Source organism: Stenotrophomonas sp. 2694 (assembly GCF_040548715.1).
Lineage (GTDB): Bacteria > Pseudomonadota > Gammaproteobacteria > Xanthomonadales > Xanthomonadaceae > Stenotrophomonas > Stenotrophomonas indicatrix.
Map to the genome: position 1 here is coordinate 39592 of NZ_JBEPSG010000023.1, position 16479 is coordinate 56070.

Sequence of the window (16479 nt, forward strand, 5' to 3'; positions counted from 1 at the left end):
CTGGCCGCGCTGGTCATGGCAGGCTGCGCGCGCCCCGAGCAGGGCACCACCACCGTGCGCTTCTGGGCGATGGGGCGCGAGGCCGAAGTGGTCAGCGAGCTGATCCACGAATTCGAAGCGGAGAACCCCGGCATCAAGGTCGATGTGCAGAACATCCCGTGGACGGCCGCGCACGAAAAGCTGCTGACCGCCTTTGCCGCCGACGGCCTGCCCGATGTGTGCCAGCTGGGCAACACCTGGGTACCCGAGTTCGCCGAGCTCAACGCGCTGACCCCGCTGCAGCCGTTCGTGCAGCATTCCACCGTTGTCGATCCGAAGGACTACTTCCAGGGCATCTGGGATACCAACGTGATCCACAACGAGCTGGTCGGGGTGCCGTGGTACGTCGATACCCGCCTGATCTATTACCGCAAGGACCTGCTGGCCAAGGCCGGCTTCGACCATCCGCCGCGCACCTGGGCCGAATGGGACGAGCAGATGGCCGCGATCAAGCGCATGCAGGGCCCGAACCGCTATGCGGTGCTGATGCCGATCAACGAGTTCGAGCAGCAGCTGTCGCTGGCCCTGCAGCAGCCCGATCCGCTGCTGCGCGACGACGACACCCGTGGCAATTTCTCCAGCCCCGGCTTCCGCCGCACGCTGGGGTTCTACGCCAACATGTTCGAGCAGGGCTGGGCGCCGAAGATGTCCGAGACGCAGATCTCCAACGTCTGGGATGAATTCTTCCGCGGCTTCAACGTGTTCTACATTTCCGGCCCCTGGAACATCCGCGAGTTCAAGAAGCTGCAGCCGAAGGAACTGGAAGGGCAGTGGGGCACGGCCGCGCTGCCGGGTCCGGACGGTCCGGGCGCGGGCATCGCCGGTGGTACCAGCCTGGTGATCTTCCGCAAGTCGCAGCAGAAGGAAGCGTCCTGGAAGCTGATCGAATTCCTGTCGCGGCCGGCAATCCAGGCGCGCTTCCACGCGATCATCGGCGACCTGCCGCCGCGTCGCAGCACCTGGAATGCGTCGTCGCTGGCCAACGATCCACTTGCCGCCGCCTTCAGAGACCAGCTGGAGCGGGTCAAGCCGACCCCGAAGGTGCTCGAATGGGAGCGCATCGTGCAGGAAATGCGCATCGTCACCGAACAGGTGGTGCGTGGTGGCCTGCCGCAGGACAAGGCCGTGGCCGAACTGGACCAGCGCGTGGACAAGGTGCTGGCCAAGCGTCGCTGGATGCATGAACAACAACGCCTGCAGCGCAGCGCACCCCCCTCGGGTTCGACCAGTGCAGTCGCGGCCGGGAGCCCGCAATGAAACGTACTTCGCTTGCCGGCTGGATCTTCGCCGGCCCCTCGCTGATCGTGCTTGGTGTGTTCTTCGGCCTGCCGGTGGCTTCGGCGCTGGCGCTGAGCGTGACCGACTTCGACCTGTATGCGCTGGCCGACAGCAGCAACCTGCGCTTCGTGGGTCTGGGCAACTACATCGACCTGCTGCAGACCCCGATGTTCTGGAAGTCGCTGTGGAACACCACCTATTTCGTGGTGATCGGGGTGCCGTTGTCGATCGGCGTATCGCTGGGCGCGGCGATGCTGCTCAATGCCCCGGCCGCGCGCTTCAAGGCGCTGTTCCGCACCGCGCTGTTCGCCCCGGTGGTGACCACGCTGGTGGCGGTAGCGGTGATCTGGCGCTACCTGTTCCACACCAGCTATGGCCTGGTGAACTACGGTCTGGGCCATCTTGGCATCAGCCCGATCGACTGGCTGGGCGATCCCAACTGGGCGATGCCGACCATCATGCTGTTCGCGGTGTGGAAGAACTTCGGCTACAACATGGTGATCTTCCTGGCCGGCCTGCAGGCGATCCCGCATGACCTCTACGAGGCCGCGCGCATCGACGGCGCCTCGCGCTGGAAGCAGTTCCTGCACATCACCCTGCCGATGCTCGGTCCGGTGCTGCTGGTGGTCGGGGTGATCACCGTATCCGGGTACTTCCAGCTGTTCGCCGAACCCTATGTGATGACCCGCGGCGACCCACTGCAGAGCACCGTCAGCGTGCTGTATTTCATGTTCGAGGAAGGCTTCAAGTGGTGGAACCTGGGACGCGCCTCGGCTGTGGCGTTCCTGCTGTTCCTGATCATCCTGGCGGTGACCACCGTGATGCTGCGCTTTGGCCGCAAGAGGCAGTTGGTATGAGTCGTGAAATCGGCCAGTCACGCTGGCACCCGTGGATGATCAATGGCGCGCTGCTGGTGCTGGCCCTGGTCAGCCTGGCACCGTTGCTGTGGATGCTGTCGGTGTCGTTCATGCCGCAGGGCGAGGCCACCCATTTCCCGCCGCCGCTGCTGCCGTCCAGCATCACCACGCACAATTACACCGAGCTGTTCGCGCGCACCGGCATGGGCGGCAACTTCGCCAACAGCCTGCTGGTGTCGCTGGCGATCACCCTCGGTTCGCTGCTGCTCAACACGATGGCCGGCTACGCTTTCGCCAAGCTGCAGTTCGCCGGTCGTGAGCGGCTGTTCCAGGTGCTGATGGCGGCGCTGGTGATCCCGGCACAGGTGGCGATGCTGCCGCTGTTCCTGTTGATGAAGCAGCTGGGCCTGGTCAACAGTTTCGGCGGCGTGATCGTGCCGGCGCTGGCCAGCGTGTTCGGCATCTTCCTGGTGCGCCAGTACGCCCGCTCCATTCCCGATGAGCTGCTGGAAGCGGCACGCATCGACGGGGCAGGGGAGCTGCGGATCTTCTTCCAGATCGTGCTGCCGATGCTGAAGCCGGTGCTGGTGACGCTGGCGATCTTCACCTTCATGGGCGCCTGGAACGATTTCATGTGGCCCTTGATCGTGTTGACCGACCAGGAGCACTACACTTTGCCGGTGGCCCTGGCCACCCTCTCGCGCGAACACATCATGGACGTGGAAATGATGATGGCCGGCGCAGTGGTCACCGTGGTTCCGGTGCTGGCGCTGTTCCTGGTGCTGCAGCGGTACTACATCCAAGGATTGTTGCTGGGGAGTGTGAAGGGATGATGCGTGCGATCGCCGTTGGACTGGGCCTGTTGTGGTCTTCCCTGGCGATCGCCGCACCACCGGCGCTGCCCGCGCCGAAGGTGCTGGATGATTTCGACGACATCAGCGCCTGGAAGCTGGTGTTGTCCGACCAGGTCAGCGGCTCGCTGCGGCCGGTCAGTGGCGCTGGCGGTGGCCGCGCGCTGTGCCTGGATTACGACTTCCATGAGGTCTCCGGCTATGTCGGCATCCGCCGCCCGCTGAACATCGAGTACCCGGCCAACTACCGCTTCGGCTTCCAGCTGCGCGGTGATTCGCCTGCCAACGACCTGCAGTTCAAGCTGATCGACGCCAGCGGCGACAACGTGTGGTGGGTCAACCGCCCCGGTTATGCCTTCCCCAAGGCGTGGACGCCGGTGGAGTACCGCCGCCGGCAGATCGACAAGGCCTGGGGGCCATCGCCAGAGAAGGACATGGCGCGCAGCGCGTCGATGGAATTCACGATCTACAGCAAGGTCGGCGGTCGCGGTACCGTGTGCTTCGACAAGCTGACCCTGCAGGGGCTGCCCGCGCAGGATGATTCGGCGCTGCGGCCCTCGGTGATCGCCGATACCGCAACCGCGCTGCAGGACCGGATGATCGACGGCAAGTCCGATACCTTCTGGATCAGTGGCGGGGTCAAGCAGCAGACCATCAGCCTGGACCTGCACAAGAACCGCGAGATCGGCGGTGCGGTAATCGACTGGCTGCCCGACCTGGAAGCCAATCGCTACACCGTGCGTACCTCCGAGGATGGCCGTGACTGGCGTACCGTGCGCGAAGTGACCGCAGGTGCCGGAGGCCGGGACTGGCTGGCACTGCCCGACACCGATGCGCGCTACGTGCGTTTCGACCTGCAGGGCGGGCCGAACTGGCGCTACGGCATCCGTGACATCACCCTGAAGCCGCTGGCGTTCGCCGCGACTCCCAATGCCTTCCTGTCCTCGGTGGCGGCCGACCTGCCGCGTGGCGCGTTGCCGCGCGCCTACGTTGGCGAGCAGCCGTACTGGACGCTGCTTGGCCTGGACGGCGGCCAGGAACAGGCGTTGATCAGCGAGGACGGTGCGCTGGAGCCGGCCAAGGGCAGCTTCAGCATCGAGCCGTTCATCCGCCTCGACGGCAAGCTGCTTGACTGGTCGAACGTTGCCATCAGCCAGTCACTGCAGGATCGTTACCTGCCGATCGCCACGGTCGACTGGGTGCACGAGAAGGCCGGCCTTTCGGTGACAAGCTTCGTGCAGGGCACGCCCGAACGCGCGCAGCTGATCGGGCGCTACCGCTTGAGCAATCCGGACAAGGTCGCGCACGAATACACCCTGGCCCTGGCGATCCGCCCGTGGCAGGTCAATCCCCCCACCCAGTTCCTCAACACCGTGGGCGGCTTCAGCCGCATCGACAGCCTGGACGTGGGCGAGCAGCTGGTGCGCATCAATGGCGAACCGCGGCTGTATCCACTGCAGGTACCGGATGCGCGCTTTGCCAGCAGCTTCGACGGCAAACTGGATGCGATGCACCTGGCCAGCGGCAAGCTGCCCGGCACTACTGCGGTGAAGGACCCGACCGGCATGGCGTCCGGCGCACTGTTGTACACGATCAAGCTCGAACCCGGGCAGAGCCGCGAGGTGGCGATCGTGCTGCCGCAGACCGGCAGCTGGGCGCCGCAGGCGCTGGACGTGGCCAAGGCACAGCAGCAGGTGGCGACGATGTGGCGCGACAAGCTGGGCGTGGTGACCCTGCAGGTGCCCGCCGCCGGCCAACCGCTGGTGGAAACCCTGCGCACCGCGGTGGCGCACATGCTGATCTCGCGGGTCGGCCCGCGCCTGCAGCCCGGTACGCGCTCCTATGCACGCAGCTGGATCCGCGATGGCGCGATGATCTCCGAAGGCCTGCTGCGGATGGGGCGCAGCGATGCCGTGCGTGACTACGTGACCTGGTATGCGCCCTATCAGTTTGAAAACGGCAAGGTGCCGTGCTGCGTCGATGCGCGTGGCAGCGACCCGGTGCCGGAGAACGACAGCCACGGCGAACTGATCTACAACATCGCCGAGTACGGCCGCTATACCGGCGACACGGCCTTCCTCGAGCAGATGTGGCCGCATGTGCTGGGCGCCTACAGCTACATGGAACAACTGCGGGGCAGCGAGCGCACCGAGGAGAACCGCGCGCGCAATCCTGCCTTCTACGGGATGATGCCGGCCTCGATCAGCCACGAGGGCTATTCGGCCAAGCCGATGCATTCGTACTGGGACAACTTCTGGGCGCTGCGTGGTTACAAGGACGCCGCGCAACTGGCGGCGCAGCTGGGCAAGGTCGAGGCGATGCAGATCAGCGAATCGCGTGATCAGTTCCGTGATGACCTGCAGGCCTCGCTGCTGGCGGCCATGCAGCAGCACCGCATTGATTACCTGCCGGGCTCGGCCGAGCTGGGTGACTTCGACGCCACTTCCACCACGATCGCGTTGGCGCCCGGCGGCGAGCAGGGGCGGTTGCCGCAGGAGGCGCTGGACGCGACCTTCCAGCGTTACTGGAACGAATTCGTCGGGCGCCGCGATGGCAAGCGCGAATGGAAGGACTACACGCCGTACGAATGGCGCAACGTCGCCGCGTTCGTGCGCCTGGGATGGCGTGATCGTGCCTGGCAGGCCACCGAGTTCTTCTTCAAGGATCGTGCACCGCAGGCCTGGAACCAGTGGGCCGAGGTCGTCTCGCGCACGCCGCGCAAGCCGTTCTTCGTGGGTGACCTGCCGCATGCCTGGGTGGCCTCGGACTTCGTCCGTTCGGCGCTGGACATGTTCGGCTACAACCGCGATGCGGATGAGGCGCTGGTGCTGGCCGCCGGTATCCCGGTGGCGTGGCTGCAGGGCGAGGGCATTGCCGTGCAGGGCCTGCGCACGCCGCAGGGGCAGCTCAACTATCGCCTGCAGCGCAGCGACAAGCAGCTGGTGCTGGAAGTGCAGCCCGGGCTGGTGCCGCCGGCCGGTGGCGTGGTGCTGCCATGGCCGTATGCAGGCGAGCCGGGCCAGGCGACGGTCAACGGCGAGGCGGCGGAATGGGTCAACAACGAGCTGCATGTGCACCAGTTGCCGGCATGCGTCGAGATCGATGTGCCCAGCGCGGTGCGCCGCGCCGAACGCAAGGAAAAGTAAGCATGCGAGGTCCGCTCGGAATCGGTCGCGGTTTGTGCGCGCTGGGGCTGGCGATCGCGCTGGCCCTGCCCGGGCTGGCGCCAGCCGCTGAGTTGGCCAGCGCGGCTGGCGCGGCCACAGCGGTCGGCGAGCCCGGCATGAGCATGGTCACATTCAACCTGCACCACGACCGCGAGGACTGGCCCAGCCGTCGTCGCACGATCGTGGCCGAGCTCAAGCGCCTGCAGCCCGATGCCGTCGCGCTGCAGGAGGTGATCCAGAAGCGCAACGTGCGCAACCAGGCGCAGTGGCTGGCCAGCCAGCTCGGCTACCGGTACGTATTCGTGTCCACCGATCCGGTGGGTGCACCCAAGCGTTATGGCAATGCGCTGCTGACCCGGCGCCCGATCCTGGCGCATGGCGAGCACCTGCTGCTGCCGCTGGATGACTACCGCACCGTGGCCCATCTGCGTATCGACGTGGACGGCAGGCCGGTCAATGTCTATGCCACCCATCTCAACGAGCGCAGTGACGACGCCGGCCAGCGCATCCGCCGCAACCAGGTCGAGGATCTGCTGCGTTTCATCGCCGGCAGTTCTGCGGGGGCACCGGTGGTGATTGCCGGCGACTTCAACGCCCTGGTCGATGCCGGCGATCTGAGCGAACTGCGCAGCCACTACGGCGACAGCTACGGCAGCGTGCACGTCAACACCGACCTGGCGGGTGTGAGCACGCTCAACCGCCATTACTACCAGGCGCCGTCGCGGATCGACCACATCTTCTTCCAGCAGGACGAGATGGTCGCGCGCGAAGCGAAGATCCTGTTCGACCAGCCTGATGACGGCGGCCGCTGGGCCTCCGATCACTACGGGGTGTGGACCCGGCTGCAGTTCGCGCCGAAGCCCTGATAACGGCATCGCGTGGCGACGCGGCAGGCGTTCGCTACGGCATCTGATACGTCACAAACAGAAACGGCGGGGATCATCGATCCCCGCCGTTTCGTTCTTGCCGATCAAGGATCGATCAGGCGACCGGTGGCGTGCGCTTGCCGGCGTCTTCGTCCTCTTCCGACGCCTGCGCGTCGGCGGCCTGTGCGGCAGCGTCGGCATGGCCATCGGCGATCGGGTCGACCTGCGCCGGCACGACCGCATCGGCGACCGGCGCAGCGGCGTCCACCGGTGCGGCTTCGACAGCCACTGGGGCTGCCGGCTGCTCGGCGACCGGGGCGACTTCAACCTCGGCCTTCGGTTCGACTGCCGGAGCAGCTTCAACCACCGGCGCAACATCGGCCACCACCGGCTTCGGCTCGGCCACCGGTGCGGCTTCGACCACCGCGGTCGGTTCAGCGACCGGAGCTGCTTCGATCGCAGCAGCGGTCTCGGTCACCGGCGGCTTCGCCTCGATCACCGGAGCCGCTTCAGGCGCCGGCTGCACCGGCGTCGCTGCATCGATGGCATCCAGCATGCTGGTCTGCACCGGCGACGGGGCCGGTTCGACCTTGGCGACTGCTTCCACCGGAGCCGGAGTCTGCACTGCGGCGGCCACTGGAGCGGCTGCCTCGACCACGGCACTGCTTACGGCAGCAACCGGGGCAACCGCGGCAGCCACTGCAACCGGCGCACGTGCCGGCTTGCCGGCATCAGCGGCGGCCGGCTCGACTTCGTCATCGAAATCGAATTCCGGCTGCGAACGCGACGGCTGCACGGCGGCTGCCGGTGCGCCGACCGAAGCCGGGGCGGTCTGCTCGACCGAATCGCCGTCGTTGTCCTCGCCTTCGGCATCATCGCCGTCGTCCAGGTCATCACCCAGTACGTCACTACCTGCAGCGTTCTCGGCGCCACCACGACGACGACGACGACCACCGCGACGGCCACGGCGGCGGCGGGTTGCGCCTTCGCCGGTCTGATCGCCTGCGGCATCGGCCGCAGCATCCTCGGCAGCCCCGGTCGCAACCACGACCTCGGCATCGGTCGTTGCGGCGGTGTCCACGGCCGCGACGGTGTCGACCACGTTTTCAGTGGCGACGGCCGGTGCCAGTGCCTTTTCTTCCTGCACCGCAACCGTGGCCGCAACCGCAGTCGTGGTAGCCACGGCAGCGGCAGCGGTCACGACATCGGCCGGGGCTTCGGCAGCGGCACGCTGCGGCTTCTCGGCCGGCTTGTCACCGTCCTGCGGGCGCGGCTGCCTCGGCTGCTTCAGCTTCGGCTGCTGCTGCCCCTGGCCCTGTTCGTTGCGCGGCTTGTTCTGCTGCTGCGGCTGCTGGGCATCCTTCGGCTTGCCCTGCTGCTGCGGCTGCTGGGCATCCTTCGGCTTGCCCTGCTGCTGCGGCTGCTGCTGGCCATTGCCATTGGCCTGGCTGCCGCCGTTGCGGCCATCCTTGCGCTGCTCACCGCGGTCCTTGCGGTTGCCGCCGTCCTTCTGCTGCTGCGCATTGCCATTGCCGCCGTTGCCACGGCTGTCCTCGCGACGGTCCTTGCGGTCCTTGTTGCGATCCTTGTTGCGGTCACGGCGACCGCCATCCTGCTGCTGGCGGGCGGCCGGTGCCGGCGCAGGAGCGGGAGCGGGCTCGCCGCCAAAGATGCGCTTGAGCCAACCAACCACGCCACCGCTGGCGGCGGCAGCGGGAGCCACTGCGGCCACCGGTGCCGGTGCAGGCGCAGCGGTCGGTTCCACTTCCTCCCGCACCGGGGCGGGGGAGTTGTGCTTGACCTGGGTCACCATCGGCGGCGGGATGTTCAGCTGGCCCTTGGTCAGTGCGTGCACCGGCAGCTTGCGCGGAGTACCGCGCTGGTAGCTCGGCTTGCCGCTTTCCTCGCCCAGCTCGTTGTCGCGCAGGCGGGTAACGGTGTAATGCGGGGTGTGCAGCTGCTCGTCGGCAACGATCACGATCGGCGCCTCGTGGCGCTTCTCGATTTCGCCCAGCGCGCCGCGCTTTTCATTCAGCAGGTAATTGGCGATCTCCACCGGGGCCTGTACCAGCACCTGCCCGGTGTTCTCCTTCATCGCATGCTCTTCGGCGACGCGGATGATCGACAGCGACAGCGACTCGACGCTGCGCATGCGGCCATGGCCGTCGCAACGCGGGCAGACGATCTGGCTGGATTCGCCCAGGCTCGGACGCAGGCGCTGGCGGCTCATTTCCAGCAGGCCGAAGCGCGAGATGCGGCCAACCTGCACGCGTGCACGGTCGTACTTGAGCGCGTTGGCCAGGCGGTTCTCGACTTCGCGCTGGTGCTTGTTGGAAGCCATGTCGATGAAGTCGATCACCACCAGGCCGCCGAGGTCGCGCAGGCGCAGCTGGCGGGCCACTTCCTCGGCCGCTTCCAGGTTGGTCTGGAACGCGGTGTCCTCGATGTCGCTGCCCTTGGTGGCGCGCGAGGAGTTGACGTCGACGGCAGTCAGCGCTTCGGTCTGGTCGACCACGATCGAGCCGCCCGACGGCAGGCGCACGTTGCGCTCGTAGGCGCCTTCGATCTGCGATTCGATCTGGAAGCGGTTGAACAGCGGGATGTCGTCCTTGTAATGCTTGAGCTTGCGCAGGGTCTGCGGCATCACCTGCTGCATGAACTCCTTGGCGTGCTCGTACATTTCCTCGGTGTCCACCAGGATCTCGCCGATGTCGGCGCGCAGGTAGTCACGCAGGGCGCGCACGATCAGGCGCGATTCCTGGTAGATCAGGAACGGGGCCGGCTTGCTCAGGGCGGCTTCGGCGATGGCGCGCCAGACGTTCAGCAGGTAATCCAGATCCCACTGCAGCTCTTCCGCATCGCGGCCGACGCCGGCGGTACGGATGATGACGCCCATTTCGTCGGGGATGTTCAGCTTGTCCAGAGCGTCCTTCAGGGCCGCCCGGTCTTCACCCTCGATGCGACGGGAAACACCGCCGGCACTGGGGGAGTTGGGCATCAGCACCATGTAACGGCCGGCCAGGGAGATGAACGTGGTCAGGGCGGCGCCCTTGTTGCCACGTTCTTCCTTGTCCACTTGGACGACGATTTCCTGGCCTTCCCTCAGCAGCTCGCGGATGCCGGCCTTGTTGTGGTCGACACCGGCCTGGAAGTAATCGCGGGAGATTTCCTTCAGCGGCAGGAAGCCATGGCGGCCACCACCGTATTCAACGAAGGCCGCTTCCAGCGAGGGCTCGATGCGGAAGATCCGGCCCTTGTAGATGTTGGACTTCTTCTGTTCCTTGGACGGCTGCTCGATGTCGATGTCATACAACGACTGGCCATCCACGATGGCAACACGCAGCTCTTCAGCCTGCGTGGCGTTGATCAGCATTCGCTTCATTGTTGCGTTCCTCGCAAGCGGCTACCGCGCGGAACGCCATGGAGTTTCGCCTCTGGACACGGCTCGCCGCCCATTCGCGCAAGCGCGGGGAGGGCGGCTTGGGTTTCCAGCGCTACGACACCACGGCAGGCCGCGGGAGCGCTTCAATTTTCTGGTTTTGGGTGTTGCAGGGCCGGAGGCAGCTGTCAGCCAGGCTGGAGCGCCGCACGGGACATGTTCAGCGCGACTGCGTGTCAGGCAATCGGCGATGGCCGGGAACGCCGGTGAGCCGCTAACATGGCCGCCCCGCGGGCGGTGGTCGCGCACTGTGCCGGATTCGTCGGAAGCGGGGCTTCTGGCCCTGAGTAACTTCCAACGAAATCAATCCCTTATCTCGCCCCCCGAGTGTAACAGAATAAACAGGCTGATGACTGCACAAGACCCCACCAAGCCGGCCGGCGACAAGCCTTCCGTGCGCATGATCACCGTTCCGGCCGACCGCGCCGGCCAGCGCCTGGACAATTTCCTGCTCGGCCAGCTCAAGGGTGCCCCGCGCAGCCTGGTCTACAAGCTGGTCCGCAGCGGCCAGGTGCGCGTCAATGGCGGCCGCGCCAAGGCCGAGCGCAAGCTGGAGGCCGGCGACGAAGTGCGGATACCGCCGGTTCGTCTCAGCGAAGAGGGAGACAAGGCGGGTCCGCCCGAGGCGTTCATGCGTCGGCTGGAGCAGGCCATCGTCTTCGAAGATGCCCGGCTGCTGGCGCTGAACAAGCCGACGGGCGTCGCCAGCCATGGTGGCAGCGGCATCAGCTTCGGCGCCATCGAGACCCTGCGCGCTCTGCGCCCCGGGCAGACCCTCGAACTGGTCCACCGGCTGGACCGTGACACGTCGGGCCTGTTGATCGTGGCCAAGAAGCGTTCGGCACTGAGCGAGCTGCAGGCACTGCTGCGTGAAGACCACGGCGCCGGTATCCGCAAGCGCTACCTGACCCTGTTGGCCGGGCGCATGCCGGACGGGGTGATGACGGTCGACGCGCCGTTGCACGTGGGCCTGCGCCAGGGCGGCGAGCGTCATGTGCAGGTCAACGCGATCGGCAAGGAATCCATCAGCCATTTCCGGGTGCTGGAGCGCAAGGGCGGCCATTCCTATTGCGAGGTGCGCATCGAAACCGGCCGCACCCACCAGATCCGCGTGCACGCCCAGCATCTGGGGCATCCGGTAGCCGGTGACGACAAATACGGCGATCCTGCGGTCAACAAGCGGCTTCGTGAGCAGATCGGGCTGAAGCGCCTGTTCCTGCATGCCGCGTCCCTGGAGTTCGCGCTGGACGACGGCAAGAGCCCGTATGTGCTGAACGCGCCGCTGGCCGATGAGCTGGTCGAGGCGCTGGATCGACTTCGCTAAGGGCGGTTCGGCGGCGCCGGGCGTTTGGCTGGAGCCGTCGTTTCCCTGCGATAAGTGGGCTTGTCACTTTCTTTGCTCGTGCAAAGAAAGTAACCAAAGAAACACGCCGCCATCCGCGAGCCAGCGCTGCGCGCCGGTGCCCTGTGCTCCTCGGTCCGCCGAGGGGCGGCGCGGAACTCGCTGCGCTCAAACACCCGCGCCTCTTCGCCCTCGCCGGACCTGCGGTGCTCGGCTCGCTACAAGGCGGACCCGACAGCCGCAGCGTAGACCCCAGGCTGCACGCAGCCTTTGTAGAGTCGAGCAACGCTCGACTCACGCGCGCAGCGCGGGCTTCGCTTTTAATCCTTTCATCGCGCGGCTGGCACGCACGGAAAAATGAGGGGCACGGGCGGGGTCAGTTCGCGGGGGTGTCCGCGGCATGGATGCCGCGGCCAAGCCTCCAGGGACGGATTAACGGCGTCCCCCGCGAACTGACCCCGCCCGGGACCATTCAGAAAGGTTCGGGTGCCAGCCGCGAGGGGGCTCAGCCCGTTGGCCGGAAATCCCTCACCACTTGAACAGCACCAGGCTGATCGCCAGCGTACCCATGCCGGCCACCAGGCCATACACGGTTTCGTGGCCCTTGGCGTAGCGCTTGGCCGCCGGCAGCAGCTCGTCCAGCGCCAGGAACACCATCACACCGGCAATCAGGCCGAACACCCAGCCGAACGTGGCGTGGGACAGCGAGCCGGACAGCAGGACATAGCCGATTGCCGCGCCCACAGGCTCGGCCAGGCCTGACAGCAGGCTGGCGGCGAACGCATAGAACTTGTTCTGCGTGGCGAAGTAAACCGGCACCGCAATGGCGATGCCCTCGGGAATGTTGTGGATGGCGATGGCGAAGGCCAGCGGCATGCCCACCGACGGGCTCTCCAGCGTCGCGAAGAACGTCGCCAGCCCCTCCGGGAAGTTGTGCGCGGTGATCGCCACCGACGTCAGCAGGGCGACCCGCTTCAGGTATTCGCGGCTGTTCTCGCGGAAGGCCGGGTCCTGCTTGTCCAGGCTGTCATGCGGGTTGGGAATGAAGTGGTCGATCAGCACGATCACCACCACGCCCAGCAGGAAGGCGAGGGTGCCGTAGGTGAAGCCGGTGCGTTCACCATAGGCCAGCGCGAACGAGGCGATGGATTTGTTGAGGATCTCCGACAGCGAGACGTACACCATCGCGCCGCCGGCAAAGGCCAGGCCGAAGGCCAGCAGGCGCGGATTGGGGCGACGCGAGAACAGCACCAGCAGGCTGCCGATGGCGGTGGCAAGGCCCGCAGCGAGGGTGACCGCCAGGGCGATCCAGATGTTTTCGGGGGGAATCTGCAGCATGTACCGACGCGTTCCTTGTCATCAAGCAATCGCCCCGGCACGGGCCGGGGCGGCAAAGGCGAGGCGGGCGTCGGCTGGCCTCGTCACCGGCAGGCGATCAGCCGCCGCGGCGCAGGCTTTCTTCGATGGCGAAGCACTGGTCCGGCTTGGGTTGCGGCGGGTTGAAGCTGACCGGCACCTGGATCGTAGCCGGTACGGCCTCGCCATTGCGGGTGGCTGCCTTGAACTGCCAGCCCTGCACGGCGGTCTTTGCCAGATCGTCCAGCTGCGGGTTGCCCGCGCCGGTCAGCAGGGTGACCTCGCTGGGTTTGCCGTCGGTGCCGATCACCACCTTGAAGGTGCTGGTGCCGCCCACGCCGGTGCAGGCCAGTTCCAGCGGGTATTGCGGCGGCGGGGTTTTCACCGCAGCCACTTCGGTGGGTGCCGCAGCCGGTGCTGCCGGCGGTTCGGAGGTGCCGCAGCCGGCCAGGCCGGTCACGGCAAGCAGGGACAGGCTCAGCAATCGCACGTTCATTTCAGTTGCTCCGTCAGGGCCGAAGTCTTCGCTGCGCAGATGAAGTCGTTCTCGCTCAGGCCGCCCACGTCGTGGGTGGAGTAGCGGACGACGGCACGGTCGTAGTGGACGCCGAGGTCCGGGTGATGGTCCTCGCCGTGGGCGATCCAGGCCAGCGCGTTCACGAAGGCCATGGTGGCGTAGTAATCCTTGAAGCGGAACGTGCGCACCAGCGCCTGGCCGGCCTCGGCCAGCTCCCAGCCGGGAACCTGCGGCAGCAGTTCGGCCAGCCGGGCCTCGCCCAGCTTGTGGTCGCTGCCTTTGCGCGGCACGCAACGGGCCTGTGCCAGCGGAATCAGGTCGGCCATGGGTTCCTCCACCTCGTGTTGACTGAACAATGCGCCGGCCGGTGTATAAAACGAATGAGCGGCTGACGCTTACTTGGCTAGAATAGCCTGATGATCCAGATCTCCGACACTGCCCAGACCCATTTCCGCAAGCTGATCGAACGCGAGGGCGTGCCCGGCATGGGCGTGCGCTTGAGTGCGGTCGATCCTGGCACCCCGCGTGCCGACGCCCGGCTGGAGTTCGCCGAGCCGACCGATCTGCTCGGCGACGAGTGGGCGGTGGACTGTGATGGCTTCACGCTCTATGTGGACGCCACCAGCGTTGGCTGGCTCGATGGCGCGGAGATCGACATCGTGCCCGGTACCGCTGGTACCCAGCAGCTGACGATCAAGGCGCCGCGGATCAAGGGCGAAGCGCCCGGCGATGCCGCCTCGCTGGTCGAGCGCGTGCATTGGGTGGTGGAAAACGAAGTCAATCCGCAGCTCGCTTCGCACGGTGGCAAGGTCGCCGTGCAGGAAGTCTCGGCCGACGGCGTGGTGCTGCTGCGCTTCGGCGGTGGCTGCCAGGGCTGCGGCATGGCCGACGTCACCCTCAAGCAGGGCATCGAGAAGACCTTGATGGGCCGTGTGCCTGGGGTGACTGCGGTGCGTGACGCTACCGATCACGACAGCGGCCACGCTCCGTATATTCCGCGCGGCAACGCCGCCTGATCGCCAACGCGTGCCTCTGCCCAGAGCCGAGCAACTCATCGACCTGCTGCTGGCGCGCCAGCAGCGACCGCCCATCCTCGAGAAGAGCACCGGCCTGCCGTACGGCTGGGCGATCTGGCTGCGGACGCTGGCGCCGCTGCCGCGGCCGCTGCCCGGGCCTCCGGGGCGCTTGCCGGGGCTGGGGCCATGGGCGTCCCTGCGTCGCCTGTTCTGGCAGGACTGGGATCCGGCGCCACGCGACCAGCGCTGGATGCGCTGGACCTCGGCGCTGCTCAGCGCGTTGCTGCATCTGTTGTTCTTCCTGCTGCTGCTCTGGGTGGCGGTGATCCGCACGTCTTCGCCGGACGAGCAGGGCAGCGAGGGTGAGCGCGTGCAGATTGAATTCGTCGGCCGTGCTGCACAGGAAGGCGGCGGCGACCAACCCGGTGCCGAGGCGGCTGCCGCCGCAGAGGCCGGTGCCGCAGCCGCAGGCCAGGATGCCGGAGCGGCGACAGCGCCCCGGCCGCAACCGTCTGCACCTGCGCCGTCTTCTGCTGCCGCTGCCACGGCACCGACCGCAAGCGTGCCGCCGCCGCCCGAGGTGGAGCCGGCGCCGGTGGCCGCACCGCCGCCCTCGCCGGTACAGGCCACCGAAGTTGCAGAGGCGACCGCCGAATTCGTGGTGCCGCCGGTCGCACTGCCGCGCACCGAGGTCAGCGTCGTGCCTCGCGACACCATTCTGACGGTGCGCGAGCGCAGCGTGCAGCCGGTACAGTCTGTGCCGATAGCAACGCCGGTACGCACGCCCGAGGTGGCAGTGCAGGCGCCGCGCGTGCGCGATGTACAGGTGCAGGAGCGCGAAATCAGCACGGTTGAAGCGCCGGTGGCGCCGCAGCCGATGCGCACCACCGACATCCAGGTACGCGTGCCGCAGCGCGACGTGCAGGTGCGCGAGCGCGAAGTGCAGGCGATGACCGATCCGCAGGTGCGCATGGCCACCGTCGCAGGGCGCGAGCCCACGGTGCGTGCGCCTGCCGGGCGCGAGGTGCAGGTGCGCGAACGGGAGGTTGCTGCCGCTCCGCAACCTGCCGCGTCGACTGCGGCAGGCAGCGCGACCACGCCGACGCCGGCATCCGCCGGCAGTTCGGCCCAGAACAGCGCCAGCGTGGCGCGCCCTGCGACGACCAGTACCGCCGCCGCACAGGCGGGCGCCCGTCCGGCACCGGCCCCGGGCAACTGGGCAACGCCCGCCCGCGGTGACGACTGGGGCGCCTCCAGCCGCAATCGCGACGGTGCCAACCAGGGCGCCGCGCAAACCAGTGCGGGCAAGGGCGATGGTCTGTTCAACGCTGACGGCAGCGTACGCGTGGCCGGCCAGGACGGGGCCGGCAAGGCCGAGCGCGGCGCACCCGGTGGGGTCAACGACGGCTGGAGCAAGGAGCGCATCGCCGAGTCCGGCAAATGGCTGAAGCGGCCGCCGTACGACTACACGCCTACCTCGTTCGACAAGTATTGGGTGCCGCAGGAATCGCTGCTTGCCGAATGGGTGCGCAAGGGTGTCAAGGCAATGGAGATTCCGTTGCCGGGTACCAGCACGAAGATTTCCTGCGTGATCTCGATCCTGCAGGCCGGTGGCGGCTGTGGCCTCACCGATCCGAACATGCAGGACCAGCCGGCAGTGGCGCGTCCGCCGCCGGATATCCCGTTCAAGAAAGAGCTGCAGGAAGATAACGGCAGCCGGTAGGGTGCCGCATCCACGCATGGCGTGGATC

General features: G+C 67.1%; 12 protein-coding genes. 8 read left to right on the top strand and 4 right to left on the bottom strand.

Going from position 1 to position 16479, the window contains the following annotated elements; translation table 11 throughout:
- The first annotated feature begins 15 nt into the window (after nt 1–15).
- From ABIA73_RS18700 to ABIA73_RS18720, 5 genes are read left to right on the top strand one after another with little or no spacing between them, the layout of a single operon-like run.
- Nucleotides 16–1296 carry a sugar ABC transporter substrate-binding protein gene (locus ABIA73_RS18700; protein ID WP_502960554.1) on the top strand — a complete coding sequence of 427 codons (1281 nt, stop codon included), beginning with the start codon at nt 16–18 and terminating at the stop codon, nt 1294–1296.
- A complete protein-coding gene (locus tag ABIA73_RS18705; protein ID WP_025876513.1) occupies nt 1293–2174 on the top strand; it encodes a carbohydrate ABC transporter permease in 882 nt (293 codons plus the stop codon). Before ABIA73_RS18700 ends, ABIA73_RS18705 begins: the two co-directional genes overlap by 4 nt.
- Nucleotides 2171–3007 (top strand): carbohydrate ABC transporter permease, encoded by an 837-nt coding sequence (locus ABIA73_RS18710; protein ID WP_025876515.1) that lies wholly within the window; start codon nt 2171–2173, stop codon nt 3005–3007. Before ABIA73_RS18705 ends, ABIA73_RS18710 begins: the two co-directional genes overlap by 4 nt.
- Nucleotides 3004–6171 (top strand): discoidin domain-containing protein, encoded by a 3168-nt coding sequence (locus tag ABIA73_RS18715; RefSeq protein ID WP_354276150.1) that lies wholly within the window; start codon nt 3004–3006, stop codon nt 6169–6171. The genes ABIA73_RS18710 and ABIA73_RS18715 overlap by 4 nt, the downstream gene beginning before the upstream one ends.
- A gap of 2 nt (nt 6172–6173) precedes the next feature.
- A complete protein-coding gene (locus ABIA73_RS18720) occupies nt 6174–7058 on the top strand; it encodes an endonuclease/exonuclease/phosphatase family protein (RefSeq protein ID WP_312307908.1) in 885 nt (294 codons plus the stop codon).
- A 115-nt stretch (nt 7059–7173) separates the two neighbouring features.
- On the opposite strand, the gene ABIA73_RS18725 is transcribed toward ABIA73_RS18720, so the two are convergent.
- Nucleotides 7174–10440, bottom strand: coding sequence for an Rne/Rng family ribonuclease (locus ABIA73_RS18725; protein ID WP_354276151.1), 3267 nt, complete (start codon nt 10438–10440; stop codon nt 7174–7176).
- Between the two features lie 406 nt (nt 10441–10846).
- Here ABIA73_RS18725 and ABIA73_RS18730 point away from each other — a divergent pair, with 406 nt between their 5' ends.
- Complete coding sequence (locus tag ABIA73_RS18730) at nt 10847–11821, top strand: RluA family pseudouridine synthase (protein ID WP_025876523.1); 975 nt, start codon at nt 10847–10849, stop codon at nt 11819–11821.
- 546 nt (nt 11822–12367) lie between these two features.
- Here ABIA73_RS18730 and zupT read toward each other — a convergent pair.
- From zupT to ABIA73_RS18745, 3 genes are all read right to left on the bottom strand, one after another.
- A complete protein-coding gene (gene zupT / locus ABIA73_RS18735; protein ID WP_025876721.1) occupies nt 12368–13177 on the bottom strand; it encodes a zinc transporter ZupT in 810 nt (269 codons plus the stop codon).
- Nucleotides 13178–13274: 97 nt separating this feature from the next.
- Entirely contained in the window at nt 13275–13691 is a 417-nt protein-coding gene (locus tag ABIA73_RS18740; RefSeq protein WP_025876723.1) for an energy transducer TonB, read from the bottom strand.
- Nucleotides 13688–14038: a 4a-hydroxytetrahydrobiopterin dehydratase gene (locus ABIA73_RS18745; protein WP_025876725.1), complete on the bottom strand. Its 351-nt coding sequence runs from the start codon at nt 14036–14038 to the stop codon at nt 13688–13690. Before ABIA73_RS18745 ends, ABIA73_RS18740 begins: the two co-directional genes overlap by 4 nt.
- Nucleotides 14039–14128: 90 nt before the next feature.
- Here ABIA73_RS18745 and ABIA73_RS18750 point away from each other — a divergent pair, with 90 nt between their 5' ends.
- A complete protein-coding gene (locus ABIA73_RS18750; protein ID WP_049466593.1) occupies nt 14129–14728 on the top strand; it encodes an NfuA family Fe-S biogenesis protein in 600 nt (199 codons plus the stop codon).
- A 10-nt stretch (nt 14729–14738) separates the two neighbouring features.
- Nucleotides 14739–16451, top strand: coding sequence for a hypothetical protein (locus tag ABIA73_RS18755; protein ID WP_354276152.1), 1713 nt, complete (start codon nt 14739–14741; stop codon nt 16449–16451).
- The last annotated feature ends 28 nt before the right edge of the window (nt 16452–16479 follow it).